A 16,893-nucleotide genomic window follows, 5' to 3' on the forward strand; every position below is an offset into this window, starting at 1 on the left:
ACAGTCATGCTGATCAACCCAATCGCGATGGAAGAAGGTCTGCGTTTCGCGATTCGCGAAGGTGGCCGTACCGTTGGCGCAGGTGTTGTAGCCAAAATTATTGAGTAAGAAATGAATGCTGCGGCGATCTCGATGTTGAGATCGCCGCAAGTGGTTCAGGTAGTGGTAGTGCAAAAACCGTAGGGGCGTAGCTCAATTGGCAGAGTGTCGGTCTCCAAAACCGAAGGTTGGGGGTTCGAGGCCCTCCGCCCCTGCCACCGATTCAGGTGCAGGGCATCGAAAGTAAAGTGTATGGCTAATCAACCCGTAGAAACTGTTGGCGCGTCAGGCGATAAGATCAAGATCGTTTTGGCAATACTTGCCGCAATCGCGGGCGTAGTCGGATTCTATTTTTTGTCGGATAAAGCGACGGCTGTCCGCGCCGCTGCATTGGTTGGTGGTTTGTTGGTGGCGATTGCGATTGCGTGGACTTCCGCCGCAGGTCGTGATTTCCTCAATTTCTCAAAAGAAGCAGTTCGCGAAACCAAGAAAGTAGTTTGGCCAACACGTAAAGAAACGTTGCAAATGACCGCAATCGTTTTTGGTTTCGTCTTGGTCATGGCGCTTTTCCTGTGGGGTACGGATAAGTTACTCGAAGTTGTGCTGTACGACCTGATTTTGGGCTGGAAAAGATAATGAGCGACAATATTCAGGATGACGCGCAAGGCGGTGCTCAAGGCGCCGCTGCAGCAGCTTCCACAAGTAAAAAACGTTGGTACGTCGTGCACGCCTATTCCGGTATGGAAAAGAGCGTGCAACGTGCGTTGATAGAACGCGCAGCGCGTGCCGGCATGGAAGATAAGTTTGGGCAGATTCTGGTGCCTACCGAAGAAGTGATCGAAGTAAAAAATGGTCACAAATCAGTGAGTGAGCGCCGCTTCTTCCCTGGCTACGTTCTCGTCGAAATGGAAATGACCGACGAAACATGGCATCTGGTTAAGAACACCAACAAAGTGACCGGTTTCATCGGTGGCAAGTCTAACAAGCCAACGCCGATCCCGCCGCACGAAGTCGATAAAATCATGCAGCAAATGCAGGATGGCGTCGAAAAACCACGTCCAAAAGTGCTGTACGAAGTGGGCGAGCTGGTACGTATCAAGGATGGTCCGTTCACCGACTTCAATGGCAATGTCGAAGAAGTCAACTACGAGAAATCCAAGGTTCGTGTTTCGGTTACGATTTTTGGTCGCGCTACCCCGGTAGAGCTGGAATTCGGCCAGGTCGAAAAAGTCTGATTCTGTAAGAAATACACGCGGGCCGGAGCGTCTGGGACAGCAAGTTCCAAAAATCCGGAGGCAGTAAAAAGAGGAGCCCTAGTAATAAGCCGCAAGGTAAGTGAACAGGCGCTACCACTCAATCAATGTAGGAGCCATCATGGCAAAGAAAATCATTGGTTTTATCAAGCTGCAAGTGCCAGCTGGTAAGGCAAACCCATCCCCACCAATCGGACCTGCTCTGGGTCAACGTGGTCTGAACATCATGGAATTCTGCAAAGCGTTCAACGCGCAGACCCAAGGTGTTGAGCCAGGTATGCCAATTCCGGTTGTTATTACAGCGTTTGCGGACAAATCATTCACTTTCGTGATGAAAACCCCGCCAGCAACGTACCTGATCAAGAAGCATTCGGGCGTTACCAAAGGTTCGCCGAAGCCACATACCGACAAAGTCGGCAAGTTGACACGTGCGCAAGCTGAAGAAATCGCTAAATTGAAAGCCCCAGATCTGACCGCTGCTGACTTGGATGCTGCTGTACGCACCATCGCTGGTTCGGCACGTTCCATGGGCATCACGGTGGAGGGTCTGTAATGGCTAAGTTATCGAAACGCGTTAAAGCATTTAAAGCAAAAGTTGACCGTACCAAAGCGTACCCATTCGACAATGCAGTTGCTTTGATCAAAGAATGCGCATCGGCAAAATTCGATGAATCGATCGATATTTCGGTTCAATTGGGTGTTGATGCTAAGAAATCCGACCAGGTAGTTCGTGGTTCGGTTGTTTTGCCAGCTGGTACCGGTAAATCGGTTCGCGTTGCAGTATTTGCAACTGGCGAAAAAGCAGAACAAGCGAAAGCTGCTGGTGCAGATATCGTTGGTATGGATGACCTGGCTGAGCAAATCAAAGCCGGCAACATGCCTTTCGACATCGTTATCGCATCGCCAGACACCATGCGTATCGTTGGTACCCTGGGTCAAATCCTGGGCCCACGCGGCATGATGCCTAACCCGAAAGTTGGTACTGTTACTCCTGACGTAGCGACTGCAGTTAAAAATGCAAAAGCTGGTCAGGTTCAATACCGTACTGACAAAGCTGGCATTATCCACGCCACTATCGGTCGTAAATCGTTCTCCGACGAAGCGCTCAAATCCAACTTGTTGGCTTTGATCGATGCGTTGAATAAAGCTAAGCCAGCGACCAGCAAAGGTGTTTACCTGCGTAAAGTCTCGCTGTCGTCGACGATGGGCGCTGGTGTACGCGTCGATCAATCGACTCTGGCTGCTTAAGTATTGAATTAAGTCCCGTTGCCAGTCTGGCAGCGGGCGTATCTTTGGGCTGGACCTGATTCAGTAGTAGCGAAACAGGTTCAGGCAATCAAAGACCGTTGGGCGGCGTGCATGTAGTTCGTGTGCAAAGTTAAATGTGTAATCGGCAACGATGTCATACCCAACGCAGATGGTGAACCCGAACAAGTTTTGTAGTCTCTTCGCTGGCTTGCCAGTATGAACTCCTAACTTCGGACGCCGTGTTCGAACCGATGTGAGGCAAGCAATCAATGACGATTGTGTATCCGCTGAACATCATTTTTGGAGGTTGATCTTGAGTCTCAATCTGAATGACAAAAAGGCCGTAGTCGCCGAAATCTCTGCCAAAGTTGCATCGGCACAGACCATCGTCGTGGCCGAATACCGTGGCATCCAGGTTGGTCACTTGACACAACTGCGCGCCAAAGCGCGGGACCAAGGTGTGTACTTGCGCGTATTGAAAAATACGCTGGCACGTCGCGCTGTTGAAGGTACCGCATTTGCCAGCCTCGCTTCTGAAATGACCGGTCCGTTGATCTATTCGATCTCGGATGACGCCGTTGCTGCAGCAAAAGTCATTAGTGACTTTTCTAAAACCAACGACAAACTGGTCGTCAAGGCAGGTAGCTTCGCAGGTAAGCCGCTTGATAAAGCAGGTGTTACCGCGTTGGCAAATATTCCTAGCCGTGAAGTCCTGCTGGCCCAAGTTCTGGGCATGATGCTGGTTCCGGTTGCGAGCTTTACGCGTGGTCTGGCTGCTCTTGCTGCACAAAAAGCTGAAGGCGCTGCGCCTGAAGCTGCTGCCGCACCAGCCGCCGAATCGACCGAAGCAGCAGCAGAATAAGAGCTGCCGCATCAGCGGCGCTCCCTGCTCTTGTTTCGACGCATTCGCGTCAGTACCAATCAGATGTAATTATTGAAAAAATTTAGGAGTTTCAAATGGCAATTAGCAAAGACGACATCCTGGAAGCCGTAGGCAACCTGACAGTTCTGGAACTGAATGACTTGGTAAAAGCATTCGAAGAAAAATTCGGCGTATCCGCTGCTGCAATGGCTGCTCCAGCAGCTGGCGGTGGTGCTGCTGGCGGCGCTGCTGCTGAAGAACAAACCGAATTCACCGTTGTTCTGGCCGACTTCGGCGCGAACAAAGTTGGTGTAATTAAAGCGGTTCGTGAAATCACCGGTCTGGGCTTGAAAGAAGCTAAAGATCTGGTTGATGCAGCACCAAAACCACTGAAAGAAGGCGTTTCGAAAGCAGACGCTGAAGCAGCTAAGAAAAAACTGGAAGAAGCTGGCGCAAAAGCCGAGATCAAGTAATCTCGATTTGCCCGCGCGACTTTACAGCGCCCGAGTCAAAGTTCGAAACCTCCCGAAAGGGCGGTTCGGCTTTGGCTCCTTTGTCGTTCTTGATTCTAAGTAGCCAAGGGCAGACTTGATAGACTTCATGTAATCTTGTCAGCATTTGGTTGTTAAAGGGCAGAGACTTGAGGTTTCACTGTTTCGAATTGTTAATGTAGCAATTCGGCAATGTAGCCTGAATCCTGAATTCTCTATCCTTCCCTGTCACTCACGGAGTGTCCATGCACTACTCATTTACTGAGAAAAAGCGCATTCGCAAATCATTCGCGAAACGCGCTAACGTTCACAACGTTCCGTTCCTGCTGGCGACCCAGCTCGAGTCTTACCACGGCTTTTTGCAAGAAGACAAGATACCGTCCCAACGCAAAAATGAAGGCTTGCAGTCCGCCTTCACGTCTATTTTCCCTATCGTTTCGCACAATGGTTTTGCGCGTCTCGAATTCTTGTCCTATGTGCTCGGCGATCCGCCGTTCAACATTAAAGAATGCCAACAACGTGGATTGACCTACGCGTCACCTCTGCGTGCCAAAGTTCGTCTGGTGATCCTGGATAAGGAATCGCCAACCAAGCCTGTCGTTAAAGAAATGAAAGAGCAAGAAGTCTACATGGGCGAATTGCCTTTGATGACCTCGACCGGTTCCTTCGTGATTAACGGTACAGAGCGCGTTATCGTGTCCCAGCTGCACCGTTCGCCTGGCGTGTTCTTTGAACATGACCGCGGCAAGACTCACTCGTCCGGTAAATTGCTGTTCTCCGCACGTATCATTCCTTACCGTGGTTCGTGGCTGGATTACGAATTCGATCCGAAAGACATCTTGTTCTTCCGCGTCGATCGTCGTCGCAAGATGCCTGTCACCATCCTGTTGAAAGCAATCGGCATGACGCCGGAGCAAATCCTCGAAAACTTCTTCGTTTTCGACGATTTCGCATTGCATTCGGATGGCGCCGAAATGGCCTTCGTCGCAGAACGTCTGCGCGGTGAAGTTGCTCGTTTCGACATCACTGACAAAGCCGGCAAAGTACTGGTAGCAAAAGACAAGCGTATCAACAGCAAGCACGTGCGTGACGTTGAAGCGGCTGGCATCAAAAACATCTCGGTACCAGAAGACTACCTGTTGGGTCGTATCCTGGCGAAAAACATCGTTGATACAGAAACTGGCGAAGTCATTGCCAGCGCCAACGATGAACTGACCGAAGACCTGCTGGCGCGTCTGCGCGAAGGTAAAGTAACCAACATCCAGACTCTGTACACCAACGATCTGGATCAAGGCGGCTACATCTCGCAAACACTGCGTATGGATGACACTACCGATCAGATGGCCGCTAAAGTCGCTATCTATCGCATGATGCGTCCAGGCGAACCGCCAACTGAAGATTCGGTTGAAGCATTGTTCAACGGCTTGTTCTACAACGCAGATCGTTACGACCTGTCGGCTGTCGGCCGTATGAAATTCAACCGTCGTATCGGTCGCGATGAGCTGACCGGCGACATGACGCTGTCGAATGACGACGTACTGGCCGTGATCAAGATCCTGGTTGAGTTGCGCAATGGTCGCGGCGAAGTCGATGATATCGATCACTTGGGTAACCGTCGCGTACGTTGCGTCGGCGAATTGGCTGAGAACCAATTCCGTGCTGGTCTGGTTCGTGTTGAGCGCGCTGTCAAAGAACGCCTCGGCCAGGCTGAAGCTGACAACCTGATGCCGCATGACCTGATCAACTCCAAGCCGATTTCGGCAGCGATCCGTGAATTCTTCGGTTCGTCGCAGTTGTCGCAGTTTATGGATCAAACCAATCCATTGTCGGAAATCACGCACAAACGTCGCGTTTCCGCTCTCGGACCTGGCGGTTTGACCCGAGAACGCGCAGGCTTTGAAGTACGTGACGTGCATCCGACCCACTACGGCCGTGTATGCCCGATCGAAACACCTGAAGGCCCGAACATTGGTCTGATCAACTCGCTGGCGTTGTATGCCCGCCTGAACGAATACGGTTTCCTGGAAACCCCATATCGTAAAGTCGAAGGCAGCAAAATCACCGACCAGATCGATTACCTGTCCGCAATTGAAGAAGGTCGTTACATCATCGCTCAGGCGAATGCGACCATCGACAAATCGGGCGCGTTGTCAGATGAATTGGTTTCCGCACGTGAAGCCGGCGAAACAATTCTGGTATCACCAGAACGCGTTCAGTACATGGACGTTGCGCCAGGCCAGGTTGTGTCGGTTGCTGCTTCGCTGATTCCGTTCCTCGAACACGATGACGCGAACCGCGCATTGATGGGCGCCAACATGCAACGTCAGGCAGTTCCTTGCTTGCGTCCGGAAAAAGCATTCGTTGGTACCGGTATCGAACGTACGGTTGCAGTTGACTCGGGTACGACAGTACAAGCATTGCGTGGCGGTATCGTTGATTACATCGATGCAGGCCGTGTCGTGATTCGCGTTAATGATGACGAAGCACAAGCGGGTGAAGTCGGTGTTGATATCTACAACCTGATCAAGTACACCCGTTCGAACCAAAACACCAATATTAACCAACGTCCTATCGTGCAAGTCGGCGATCGCGTTGCAAAACATGACGTCATCGCTGACGGCGCATCGACTGATCTGGGCGAATTGGCTCTGGGTCAAAACATGCTGGTCGCGTTTATGCCATGGAATGGTTACAACTTCGAAGATTCGATTCTGATCTCCGAAAAAGTTGTGGCTGATGACCGTTACACCTCGATTCATATCGAAGAGTTGTCGGTTGTTGCACGTGACACCAAGCTGGGTGCGGAAGAAATCACACGTGATATCTCCAATCTGGCTGAAAACCAACTGGCACGTCTGGATGAGTCCGGTATCGTCTACATCGGTGCAGAAGTTACCGCTGGCGACACCCTGGTCGGTAAAGTAACGCCTAAAGGCGAAACCCAACTGACACCGGAAGAAAAACTGCTGCGCGCGATTTTCGGCGAAAAAGCATCCGACGTAAAAGATACATCGCTGCGCGTACCGTCCGGCATGGTCGGCACCGTTATCGACGTGCAAGTATTTACGCGTGAAGGTATTCCACGCGACAAACGTGCACAACAGATTATCGACGACGAACTGCAACGCTATCGTCTGGACTTGAACGATCAGCTGCGTATCGTTGAAGGCGATGCATTCCAGCGTCTGGAAAAAATGTTGATCGGCAAAGTCGTCAACGGCGGTCCTAAGAAAATCGCTAAAGGCGCGAAAATCACTAAAGAGTATCTGGACGATCTGGACAAATACCACTGGTTCGATATTCGCCCTGCAGACGACACATCGGCAAATGCTTTGGAAGCTATCAAAGAATCCATCGCTGAAAAACGCCACCAGTTCGATCTGGCATTTGAAGAAAAACGTAAGAAACTGACGCAAGGCGACGAATTGCCGCCAGGCGTACAGAAGATGGTCAAAGTGTATCTGGCAGTCAAACGTCGCCTGCAACCTGGTGACAAGATGGCGGGTCGTCACGGTAACAAAGGTGTTGTGTCGCGCATCTTGCCTATCGAAGACATGCCGCACATGGCTGACGGTACACCAGCAGACGTCGTGCTGAACCCGCTGGGTGTTCCATCGCGTATGAACGTTGGTCAGGTTCTGGAAGTTCACCTGGGCTGGGCAGCTAAAGGTCTGGGCTTGCGTATCGGCGAAATGCTGAATGCACAAGTACAAATCGCAGAACTGCGTAAGTTCCTGGGCGCGATTTATAACGAGTCGGGCAAAACAGAAGATCTGGACAACTTCAGCGATACAGAAATCCTGGAGCTGGCTGGTAACCTGAAAAACGGCGTACCGTTTGCAACACCAGTGTTTGATGGTGCGGATGAAGCAGAAACCCGCCGCATGCTGGATCTGGCTTACCCGGATCACATTGCGAAGCAACTGGGTATGACCGCTTCCAAGAACCAGGTCACCATGTATGACGGTCGTACCGGTGAAGCGTTTGAACGTACAGTAACCGTCGGTTACATGCACTACCTCAAACTGCATCACCTGGTTGATGACAAGATGCATGCGCGTTCGACCGGTCCTTACTCGCTGGTTACGCAGCAACCACTGGGCGGTAAAGCTCAGTTCGGTGGCCAGCGCTTCGGTGAGATGGAAGTCTGGGCACTGGAAGCATACGGCGCGTCCTACGTCTTGCAAGAGATGTTGACCGTCAAGTCCGATGACGTGAATGGCCGTACCAAAGTGTACGAAAATCTCGTCAAGGGCGACCACGTCATCGACGCCGGCATGCCGGAATCCTTCAACGTTCTCGTTAAGGAAATCCGCTCGCTGGGTATCGACATCGACCTGGAACGCGACTGATGTAAAGCAGGGGAGAAGCGAGACGCTTCTCCCTTCGCTGTTTGGAATTTGAAGTAAAAGCAGTCAGTAAGAAATAGCAGCGAAATAGTAGTAAGAACGAAATAGCAGTTTTTGGTAGTGTCGTCTGTCCCGGTATGCGCGGAACTCAGCTCGTGAAGAATGCTTCAGGCTCAGCTCTCCCGCCCATGCGAACAGGGTATAAAGCAGCGCCGCCACTACCGTCTCATCATCAAGCGTTTTTTCACGCCAACTGGAGTGATACATGAAAGCACTGCTCGATCTATTCAAGCAAGTTCAGCAAAATGAACAATTCGACGCGATCAAAATTGGTCTGGCGTCTCCTGAAAAAATCCGTTCGTGGTCCTACGGCGAAGTTAAAAAGCCGGAAACCATCAACTATCGTACGTTCAAACCAGAACGCGACGGTCTGTTCTGCGCAAAAATCTTTGGCCCTATCAAAGATTACGAATGCCTTTGCGGCAAATACAAACGCCTGAAACACCGCGGTGTTATCTGCGAAAAATGCGGCGTTGAAGTCACGCTGGCTAAAGTGCGTCGTGAACGCATGGGCCACATCGAACTGGCATCGCCAACTGCACACATCTGGTTCCTGAAATCGTTGCCATCCCGTCTGGGTATGGTGCTCGACATGACCCTGCGCGATATCGAACGCGTACTGTATTTCGAAGCCTACGTTGTGACCGATCCAGGCATGACCCCGCTGAAAAAATGCCAGATCATGTCGGAAGACGACTACGCAGCTAAATACGAAGAATTCGGCGACGACTTCACCGCTTTCATGGGCGCTGAAGGTATCCGCGAATTGCTGCGCGCTATCGACATCGATCGCGATGCTGAAATGCTGCGTCAGGAATTGAAAGATTCCAAATCCGAAGCCAAGATCAAAAAATACGCGAAGCGCCTGAAAGTGCTGGAAGCGTTCCAACGTTCGGGTATCAAACCTGACTGGATGATCATGGAAGTGTTGCCGGTCCTGCCGCCAGAACTGCGCCCATTGGTGCCGCTGGATGGTGGTCGTTTCGCAACCTCTGATCTGAACGATCTGTATCGCCGCGTCATCAACCGTAACAACCGTTTGAAGCGTCTGATGGAACTCCGCGCGCCGGAAATCATCACCCGCAACGAAAAACGTATGTTGCAGGAAGCAGTTGACTCGCTGCTGGACAACGGCCGTCGCGGTAAAGCGATGACCGGCGCCAACAAGCGTCCACTGAAATCGCTGGCCGAAATGATCAAAGGCAAGGGCGGTCGTTTCCGTCAAAACTTGCTGGGCAAACGCGTCGATTACTCGGGTCGTTCCGTTATCGTCGTGGGCCCGCAACTGAAATTGCATCAATGCGGTTTGCCGAAACTGATGGCGCTGGAACTGTTCAAGCCATTCATTTTCAACAAGCTCGAATTGATGGGCCTGGCTACCACGATCAAGGCAGCTAAAAAACTGGTTGAGATTCAAGAGCCAGTCGTTTGGGACATCCTGGAAGACGTGATCCGTGAACATCCGGTCATGCTGAACCGCGCACCTACCTTGCACCGTCTCGGTATCCAGGCGTTTGAGCCGGTTCTGATCGAAGGTAAAGCGATCCAGTTGCACCCATTGGTCTGTGCTGCATTTAACGCCGACTTTGACGGCGATCAAATGGCGGTTCACGTTCCACTGTCGATCGAAGCACAGATGGAAGCACGCACATTGATGCTGGCTTCGAACAACATCCTGTTCCCATCGAACGGCGAACCATCGATCGTTCCTTCGCAAGATATCGTGTTGGGTCTGTACTACGCGAGCCGCGAAGCGATCAACGCCAAGGGCGAAGGCATGATGTTCCCGGACGTGTCCGAAGTCATCCGTGCTTACGACAACAAAATGGTTGAGCTGGCGACCCGTATCACTGTGCGTATCACCGAGTATCCAAAAAATGTGGAAACCGGCGAATTCGAAAAAACGGTTACACGTTACGAAACCACAGTCGGTCGTGCGATCCTGTCCGAAATTCTGCCTAAAGGCTTGCCGTTCTCGGTTCTGAACCGCGCGCTGAAAAAGAAAGAAATTTCGCGTCTGATCAACTTGTCCTTCCGTAAGTGCGGTCTGCGCGCAACGGTAGTGTTTGCTGATCAATTGCTGCAATCGGGCTTCCGCCTGGCAACCCGTGCCGGTATCTCGATCTGCGTTGATGACATGCTGGTACCTAAGCAAAAAGTTGACATCATCGCGACCGCTGAAAGCGAAGTTAAACAGATCGAACAGCAATATTCGTCCGGTCTGGTTACCGCTGGCGAACGTTACAACAAAGTGGTTGATATCTGGGGCAAAGCAGGCGACGACGTCGGCAAGGCCATGATGGATCAACTCAAAGTTGAAGACGTCACCAAACGTGATGGCACCAAAACAACACAAGAATCGTTCAATGCGATTTACATGATGGCCGACTCCGGTGCGCGCGGTTCCGCCGCACAGATTCGTCAGCTGGCCGGTATGCGTGGCCTGATGGCGAAACCGGATGGTTCCATTATTGAAACGCCGATCACCGCGAACTTCCGCGAAGGTCTGAACGTTTTGCAGTACTTCATCTCGACTCACGGTGCACGTAAAGGTCTGGCCGATACCGCTCTGAAAACAGCGAACTCGGGTTACCTGACACGTCGTCTGGTAGACGTAACGCAAGATCTGGTTGTAATCGAAGATGATTGCGGCACTTCGAACGGCGCGTCGATGAAAGCGCTGGTTGAAGGTGGTGAAGTTATCGAAGCATTGCGTGACCGTATCCTGGGCCGCGTTGCTGCAAACGACATCGTTAATCCTGAAACACAGGCAACCTTGTACGCGGCTGGCGCCTTGCTGGACGAAGACATGGTTGAAGAAATCGAACGCCTCGGCATCGATGAAGTAAAAGTACGTACACCGCTGACTTGCGACACTCGCTTCGGTCTGTGTGCACAATGTTACGGTCGTGACCTCGGCCGCGGCACACTGGTTAACGCCGGTGAAGCAGTTGGTGTGGTCGCAGCGCAATCGATTGGTGAGCCAGGTACACAGCTGACCATGCGCACCTTCCACATCGGTGGTGCAGCGTCGCGTGCAGCAGTGGCATCGTCGGTCGAAGCGAAATCGAACGGTACCGTTCGTTTCACCGCGACCATGCGTTATGTCACCAACGGCAAAGGCGGTCAGATCGTCATTTCCCGTTCCGGTGAAGTGCTGATTACCGACGACTACGGCCGTGAACGTGAACGCCATAAAGTACCGTACGGCGCAACCCTGATCGTCAAAGACGGCATGGTGATCAAAGCCGGTGCAGCATTGGCAACATGGGATCCGCTGACCCGTCCTATCATTACCGAATACACCGGTACGGTGAAATTCGAGAACGTAGAAGAAGGTTCGACCGTTGCTCGTCAGATCGACGAAGTGACCGGTCTGTCGACCCTGGTTGTTATCGATGCGAAACGTCGTGGTTCGGTTACCAAAACCGTACGTCCACAGGTCAAACTGTTGAACGAACAAGGCGAAGAAGTGAAGATCGCCGGTACCGAACACGCAGTGACCATTGGCTTCCAGGTTGGCGCGCTGATCACCGTGAAAGACGGCCAGCAAGTTACCGTCGGTGAAGTTCTGGCACGTATTCCGACCGAATCGCAGAAAACACGTGACATCACCGGTGGTCTGCCGCGTGTTGCCGAGTTGTTCGAAGCGCGTTCGCCGAAAGATGCCGGTATGCTGGCTGAAGTCACAGGTACTGTGGCATTCGGTAAGGAAACCAAAGGTAAGCAACGTCTGGAAATCACAGACATGGACGGCAACAAGCACGAGTTCCTGATCACCAAGGACAAACAAGTGCTGGTACATGACGGCCAGGTTGTGAACAAAGGCGAGATGATTGTTGACGGCCCAGCTGACCCACAAGATATCCTGCGCCTGTTGGGTATCGAAGCGCTGGCACGTTACATCGTTGACGAAGTTCAAGACGTGTACCGTTTGCAAGGCGTGAAGATCAACGACAAGCACATTGAAGTGATCGTGCGTCAAATGTTGCGTCGCGTTCAAGTGGTTGATGCAGGCGATGCGAACTACATCGTTGGTGAACAAGTTGAACGCTCCGAACTGCTGGACGAAAACGATCGCGTCATCGCTCTGGGTAAAATCCCTGCAACCTACGAAAACGTATTGTTGGGTATTACCAAAGCATCGTTGTCCACCGACTCCTTCATCTCGGCTGCTTCGTTCCAGGAAACAACGCGTGTCCTTACCGAAGCTGCGATCATGGGCAAAAAAGACGGCTTGCGCGGTCTGAAAGAAAACGTGATCGTTGGTCGTCTGATCCCGGCTGGTACAGGTCTGGCATTCCACCGTGCCCGCAAGGAAAAAGACACCTGGGAAGCAGAAGAACGTGCAGCCTTGTTGCAATCGGAAAAAGCTGCGCGCGCAGCAGAAGCCGAAGCGCAATTTGCTGACATTTCCAGTGTTCCGGACAGCGATACCGACGCGGCTTAATCACTACGCGTTTCAAGCATCCAAAACGGCATCAGGAGCAATCCTGATGCCGTTTTTTTATGGCTATGGGATTAGTCCGATAGTCCATGTGTTGCTTGTAAGCGTCACTTTTCTGAAATGCCTCAAACAATAATGATTATCATTTGAGTATTGCGTTATGATCTGCCTCCTGATGCGCGCAGCTGCGCGTCATCACACCTCTTACAGCATGCGTTCGTACACGAAGCGCCATGCATAAATACTAAAAAAACTACGGCAGCCAGCATTATTTTCGCTAGCAACCTATCCACGAAAACAAGGAAGGGTTGCTATGAAACTATGCAAAAACAAACTCGCCCTGGCTACCGTGCTGGTACTCCAGCAATGGCCGGTGCATCAGGCTGGCGCGCAACAGATCGCCAAACTCGACGAAATTACGGTTACATCGACACGCGGACTTGGCGGTGACATTAACCGCGCTGCCGCGACCGTATCCGTAGTGACCGCGGAAGAAATCGAGCAGCAGAACGCAAAGGATATAAAAGACGCATTGCGCTATGAGCCGGGCGTGGAAGTAAGGCGCTCAGTTGCGCGAACCAGCGGAATCAGCGGCGCCAGCGCGACTGCCGGCCGTGGTGGGAATGAAGGGATTACTATCCGTGGACTGGATGGCAACAGGGTACTGCTGCTGGAGGACGGCGTGCCGGTGCCGCGTGCATTCAGCGTTGGCACCCTCAGTGCCGGACGTGGCAGCTATCTGAACACGGATCTGTATCAGCGTATCGAAGTCTTGCGTGGCCCTGCTTCCTCCATGTATGGCAGTGATGGCTTGACTGGTGCAGTTAATTTCGTCATCAAGGATCCGCAGGACTATCTGAATATCTTCAACAAGAGTACTTACTTCTCGGTTCGTCCGTCCTATGATTCGGTCGATAACAGTTTCGGTGCCAGCGGTACCTTCGCCGTAGGCGGTGAGCGTTGGCAAGGCATGGTGCTGTTGAATGCGCGCCATGGCAAAGAAACTGACAATAAAGGCGATCGTGATATCACGGGTACTAACCGCACTGCACCCGATCCGCTGACTTATGACACGCAATCCATGCTGGGCCGCGTTGTATTCCGTGCAACCGCAAATGATGTTTTCAAATGGACCTTGGCGACGACTGAAAACAAAACCTCAGGCAGTAGTCCGTCGGCTATAGGTCCAGCCGCTGGTGGAACCTTTGTGACCGGATATCAAACTACAAGCAAGGTACAAAGCGATCGTTTTACCTTCGCCTACGAGCGTGATGATGCGGATAACCCTGTGGTGCAAAAAATCCGCGCCAATGTGTTCTATCGTGATGCCAACACAAATCAATATACGTTTGAAAGCGGCACTGGTGCCACGCGCCCGCGGTTCCGTGATGTGACTTATAAAGACCAGGCTATTGGTGGTGGCGTGATGGCTGAAAGCAGTTTCAATGTAGGTGGCATCAAGAATCAATTGATGTATGGATTTGATGTCAGTAGAAGCCAGCTAAGCCAGCAAGCAACGGGAACTGGTTGGACAACCTGTACCGGTACGCAATACTGCGAACTCTTCCCTAAAACGAATTATTCGATTTTCGGTGCTTACGTGCAGGACGATATACGTATAGGGAAGCTGAGTATCATCCCGGGCTTGCGTTACGACTCATATGAACTCGATCCTAAGGCCAGTGCGCGTTATGACGCACAAGCGAATGCAAATGGACAGCCAGCTGCGCGTAGCAAAGACAATGCATTGTCACCGCGTCTGGCATTCCTCTATGAAGTAACGCCGGCGTTTGTGCCGTACGCTCAATACGCACGCGGATTCCGTGCGCCGTCCCCGCAAGAAGTGAACTCTTACTTCAATAACGTGGGTGTTCCTGGTGGATCGTATATGCAGATTGCTAATCCGAACCTTAAAGCGGAAACCAGTAACTCATATGAGATCGGTTTGCGTGGCAAGATCGATCTGGCAAATAGTCGTGTCCGCTACAGCGCGGCGGCATTTGCCGGGCGCTATAAAAACTTTATCGAACTGGTCCAGATTGGTGGCAACTTCCAGGTTGCGACGCCTGCCATCAATCAATACATCAATTCTTCTCGCGCCAATATACATGGTGTGGAAGCGCGCGTTGACTGGCGCTGGAATGCAGGGTGGACCTTGCGTGGCGGCTTTGCTTACACGCAGGGTGACAGCATTAACCGCAATGGTGTCAAAACCGGACTGGATACTGTGGCGCCGTTGTCGGTCGTGACGGGGCTGCGCTATGAACCAAATCAGACCTGGTTCGTACAAGGCGATCTCGTGTATGCCGCCGCCAAGAAACGGAGCGACCTTGCGAATCCTAACGTCGGCACACAGCCAGCGTTTGCCCCATCGTCATTTGCAATTCTTGATGTCTTCAGCGGCTATCGCGTGAATAAAAACGTCAGCTTTAATGCCGGCATACGCAACCTGTTTGATCGTAAATACTGGGTATGGAACGACATACGTGGTTTGGGCCTGGCGAGTACGGCAACCAATCTGGATGCCTATACCTCACCTGGTCGTAGTTTCAATGTGAGCATGAAAATAGAGTATTAATCGCGTCATAGCGGCGATTCGTCTAGCAGCGGGTCGCCGCTTATTTTTATAGAAAGAGAAAATAAATGAGATACACAAAGTTAATGGGTGCGTTGCTGGCAGCGCTGGCGCTGTCCGGAAATGCAATGGCGCATGCTGATGCTGAAGCCGATGCACTCAAGGCGAAGCAGGCGGCATTGCAGGCTGAGCAACCGGGGCTGTTTGCACGAGATGTTGCGCAAAAACTGGGCGTCAGCGAAGCGAAGCTGTTGGCGGCAGATATCGGTCGCGGCGCAACATTGCTGCGTTCAGATGTCGCTACCTATAAAGCTTTGTTTAACCGCATGCACGAGCTGGGCCGGATCAAGGCGATTACGCGTAATGAAAACGGCGTGATCGAGCGTACCGCAGTTGCGGTGCCACCCAAGCTGGATGAGCAGGGGCGCGTAAAGCCGGGTAGCGGCTTTGTCGGTACCGAGATCGACCTGCGCTTCAAGATGGATAGCTGGGGTTACGCATTTGCCGTGGTTGCGCCACGCGCCGGTGGCCGAACCAGCCGCAGCCTGCAGTTCTTTGACAAGAATGGCGAGGCTATACACAAGGTGTACCTGAACGACGAAAAGGGCGTGCCGGCGTTTGAAAAGCTGGTTGCCGAATACAAGGCGGCAGACCAAAAGCCGGACTGGACCGTGACCATGGCCAAGCCGGCCAAGCCACTGACTGATATGCATATCAAGGAACTGCGCAGCGCCTGGTTTGAAATGACCGACGTGCATGAATTCCAGCGCCTGATCAACGACTTCGGCATCTCGCGTGAGCGTGCGTTTGAGGTAATCGGTACAGATGCCGCCTACAAGATCACCGGGAAATCGGTGGAAACCTTGCTGGAAACCGCTTCCAAACGCCAGCAGCCTATTATGGTGTTCGTGAGCAACTCGGGCATGGTGCAGATCTATAGCGGCCTGATCGAGAAAACCGAAGCCAAGAATGGCTGGTTCAACGTGCTGGATCCGGACTTTGACTTGCACCTGCGTCAATCAGGCGTTGATCACGGCTGGGTAGTGCGTCGTCCGGCCAGGAGCGGAACCATTACCTCGGTGGAGTTCTATGACACCAAAGGTGAGCAAGTTGTTAACTTTTTCTCGCGCCGTGATCAGGGCAAGGAAGAAACCAAGGTTTGGCGTGATATAGTTGCCAATCTGCCACATTTGAAATAACTTCTTCAGGGATGTGCCGCTGCGCGCGTAGCAATTACGCATCGACCGCAGCGGCAGATGAAAAACTGTCCTTGACCCTCCATACTTTGAGGAATATACTCGCGAGTTCTCGATTTTAAGCTCTGCTGGGCTTAAGCGTTCTTTGATCTGCCGTGTTGTATTTCCTTCCTGGCAATTCCTGCGCGCTTTTTCCTTCAAGGTTCAATCGAGCCGCGCGTTGATTTAATTCTTCCGCAATGATTCTTTAGTCCCCGGACAACCGTTTTCGGGTTCGTATTATTAATGTTGTACTAGCTGGATAGAGAGCGATGCCAACCATCAATCAACTGATTCGCCAGCCGCGTGTTTCTGCACGCGTCAAGAGCAAATC

11 protein-coding genes, 1 tRNA gene and 2 pseudogenes are annotated in these 16,893 nt (G+C 52.0%); 13 read left to right on the forward strand and 1 reads right to left on the reverse strand.

Annotated features, from left to right (window positions below; genetic code table 11):
* From DBR37_RS16990 to rpoB, 9 genes and pseudogenes are all read left to right on the forward strand, one after another.
* Positions 1-108: pseudogene (locus DBR37_RS16990) on the forward strand (elongation factor Tu); the annotation flags it as partial.
* A gap of 73 nt (positions 109-181) precedes the next feature.
* Positions 182-257: transfer RNA gene (locus DBR37_RS16995), tRNA-Trp, on the forward strand.
* Positions 258-291: 34 nt separating this feature from the next.
* Entirely contained in the window at positions 292-675 is a 384-nt protein-coding gene (secE, locus tag DBR37_RS17000; RefSeq protein ID WP_124575662.1) for a preprotein translocase subunit SecE, read from the forward strand.
* Positions 675-1,274 carry a transcription termination/antitermination protein NusG gene (nusG, locus tag DBR37_RS17005; protein WP_012081262.1) on the forward strand — a complete coding sequence of 200 codons (600 nt, stop codon included), beginning with the start codon at positions 675-677 and terminating at the stop codon, positions 1,272-1,274. Before secE ends, nusG begins: the two co-directional genes overlap by 1 nt.
* A gap of 139 nt (positions 1,275-1,413) precedes the next feature.
* The gene (gene rplK / locus DBR37_RS17010) at positions 1,414-1,845 is read left to right on the forward strand and encodes a 50S ribosomal protein L11 (protein WP_012081261.1); all 432 of its coding nucleotides are present in this window, start codon (positions 1,414-1,416) and stop codon (positions 1,843-1,845) included.
* Complete coding sequence (rplA, locus tag DBR37_RS17015) at positions 1,845-2,540, forward strand: 50S ribosomal protein L1 (RefSeq protein ID WP_124575663.1); 696 nt, start codon at positions 1,845-1,847, stop codon at positions 2,538-2,540. The genes rplK and rplA overlap by 1 nt, the downstream gene beginning before the upstream one ends.
* 313 nt (positions 2,541-2,853) lie before the next feature.
* Complete coding sequence (gene rplJ / locus DBR37_RS17020; RefSeq protein WP_124575664.1) at positions 2,854-3,402, forward strand: 50S ribosomal protein L10; 549 nt, start codon at positions 2,854-2,856, stop codon at positions 3,400-3,402.
* Between the two features lie 95 nt (positions 3,403-3,497).
* Complete coding sequence (gene rplL, locus DBR37_RS17025) at positions 3,498-3,875, forward strand: 50S ribosomal protein L7/L12 (protein WP_124575665.1); 378 nt, start codon at positions 3,498-3,500, stop codon at positions 3,873-3,875.
* A gap of 263 nt (positions 3,876-4,138) precedes the next feature.
* Complete coding sequence (rpoB, locus tag DBR37_RS17030) at positions 4,139-8,245, forward strand: DNA-directed RNA polymerase subunit beta (protein ID WP_124575666.1); 4,107 nt, start codon at positions 4,139-4,141, stop codon at positions 8,243-8,245.
* Between the two features lie 63 nt (positions 8,246-8,308).
* On the opposite strand, the gene DBR37_RS17340 is transcribed toward rpoB, so the two are convergent.
* Entirely contained in the window at positions 8,309-8,509 is a 201-nt protein-coding gene (locus DBR37_RS17340) for a hypothetical protein (protein ID WP_148089230.1), read from the reverse strand.
* Between DBR37_RS17340 and rpoC the strand changes: the two genes are divergently transcribed.
* The 4 genes and pseudogenes from rpoC to rpsL form a co-directional block, all read left to right on the forward strand.
* Entirely contained in the window at positions 8,508-12,752 is a 4,245-nt protein-coding gene (gene rpoC / locus DBR37_RS17035) for a DNA-directed RNA polymerase subunit beta' (protein WP_124575667.1), read from the forward strand. The genes DBR37_RS17340 and rpoC overlap by 2 nt on opposite strands.
* 310 nt (positions 12,753-13,062) lie before the next feature.
* Positions 13,063-15,327: a TonB-dependent hemoglobin/transferrin/lactoferrin family receptor gene (locus tag DBR37_RS17040; protein ID WP_124575668.1), complete on the forward strand. Its 2,265-nt coding sequence runs from the start codon at positions 13,063-13,065 to the stop codon at positions 15,325-15,327.
* Positions 15,328-15,392: 65 nt separating this feature from the next.
* On the forward strand, positions 15,393-16,523 hold the full coding sequence (locus tag DBR37_RS17045; protein WP_124575669.1) for a hemin-degrading factor: 1,131 nt from the start codon (positions 15,393-15,395) through the stop codon (positions 16,521-16,523).
* Positions 16,524-16,831: 308 nt separating this feature from the next.
* A pseudogene (gene rpsL / locus DBR37_RS17440) lies at positions 16,832-16,893 on the forward strand (30S ribosomal protein S12); the annotation flags it as partial.

This window comes from Herminiimonas sp. KBW02 (assembly GCF_003852535.1).
GTDB lineage: Bacteria > Pseudomonadota > Gammaproteobacteria > Burkholderiales > Burkholderiaceae_D > Oxalicibacterium.

Coding starts and splice junctions, on each gene's coding strand:
- secE (WP_124575662.1), top strand. CDS start 292: ATGGCTAATCAACCCGTAGAAACTGTTGGCGCGTCAGGCGATAAGATC.
- nusG (WP_012081262.1), top strand. CDS start 675: ATGAGCGACAATATTCAGGATGACGCGCAAGGCGGTGCTCAAGGCGCC.
- rplK (WP_012081261.1), top strand. CDS start 1,414: ATGGCAAAGAAAATCATTGGTTTTATCAAGCTGCAAGTGCCAGCTGGT.
- rplA (WP_124575663.1), top strand. CDS start 1,845: ATGGCTAAGTTATCGAAACGCGTTAAAGCATTTAAAGCAAAAGTTGAC.
- rplL (WP_124575665.1), top strand. CDS start 3,498: ATGGCAATTAGCAAAGACGACATCCTGGAAGCCGTAGGCAACCTGACA.
- rpoB (WP_124575666.1), top strand. CDS start 4,139: ATGCACTACTCATTTACTGAGAAAAAGCGCATTCGCAAATCATTCGCG.
- rpoC (WP_124575667.1), top strand. CDS start 8,508: ATGAAAGCACTGCTCGATCTATTCAAGCAAGTTCAGCAAAATGAACAA.
- DBR37_RS17340 (WP_148089230.1), bottom strand. CDS start 8,509: ATGTATCACTCCAGTTGGCGTGAAAAAACGCTTGATGATGAGACGGTA.
- DBR37_RS17040 (WP_124575668.1), top strand. CDS start 13,063: ATGAAACTATGCAAAAACAAACTCGCCCTGGCTACCGTGCTGGTACTC.
- DBR37_RS17045 (WP_124575669.1), top strand. CDS start 15,393: ATGAGATACACAAAGTTAATGGGTGCGTTGCTGGCAGCGCTGGCGCTG.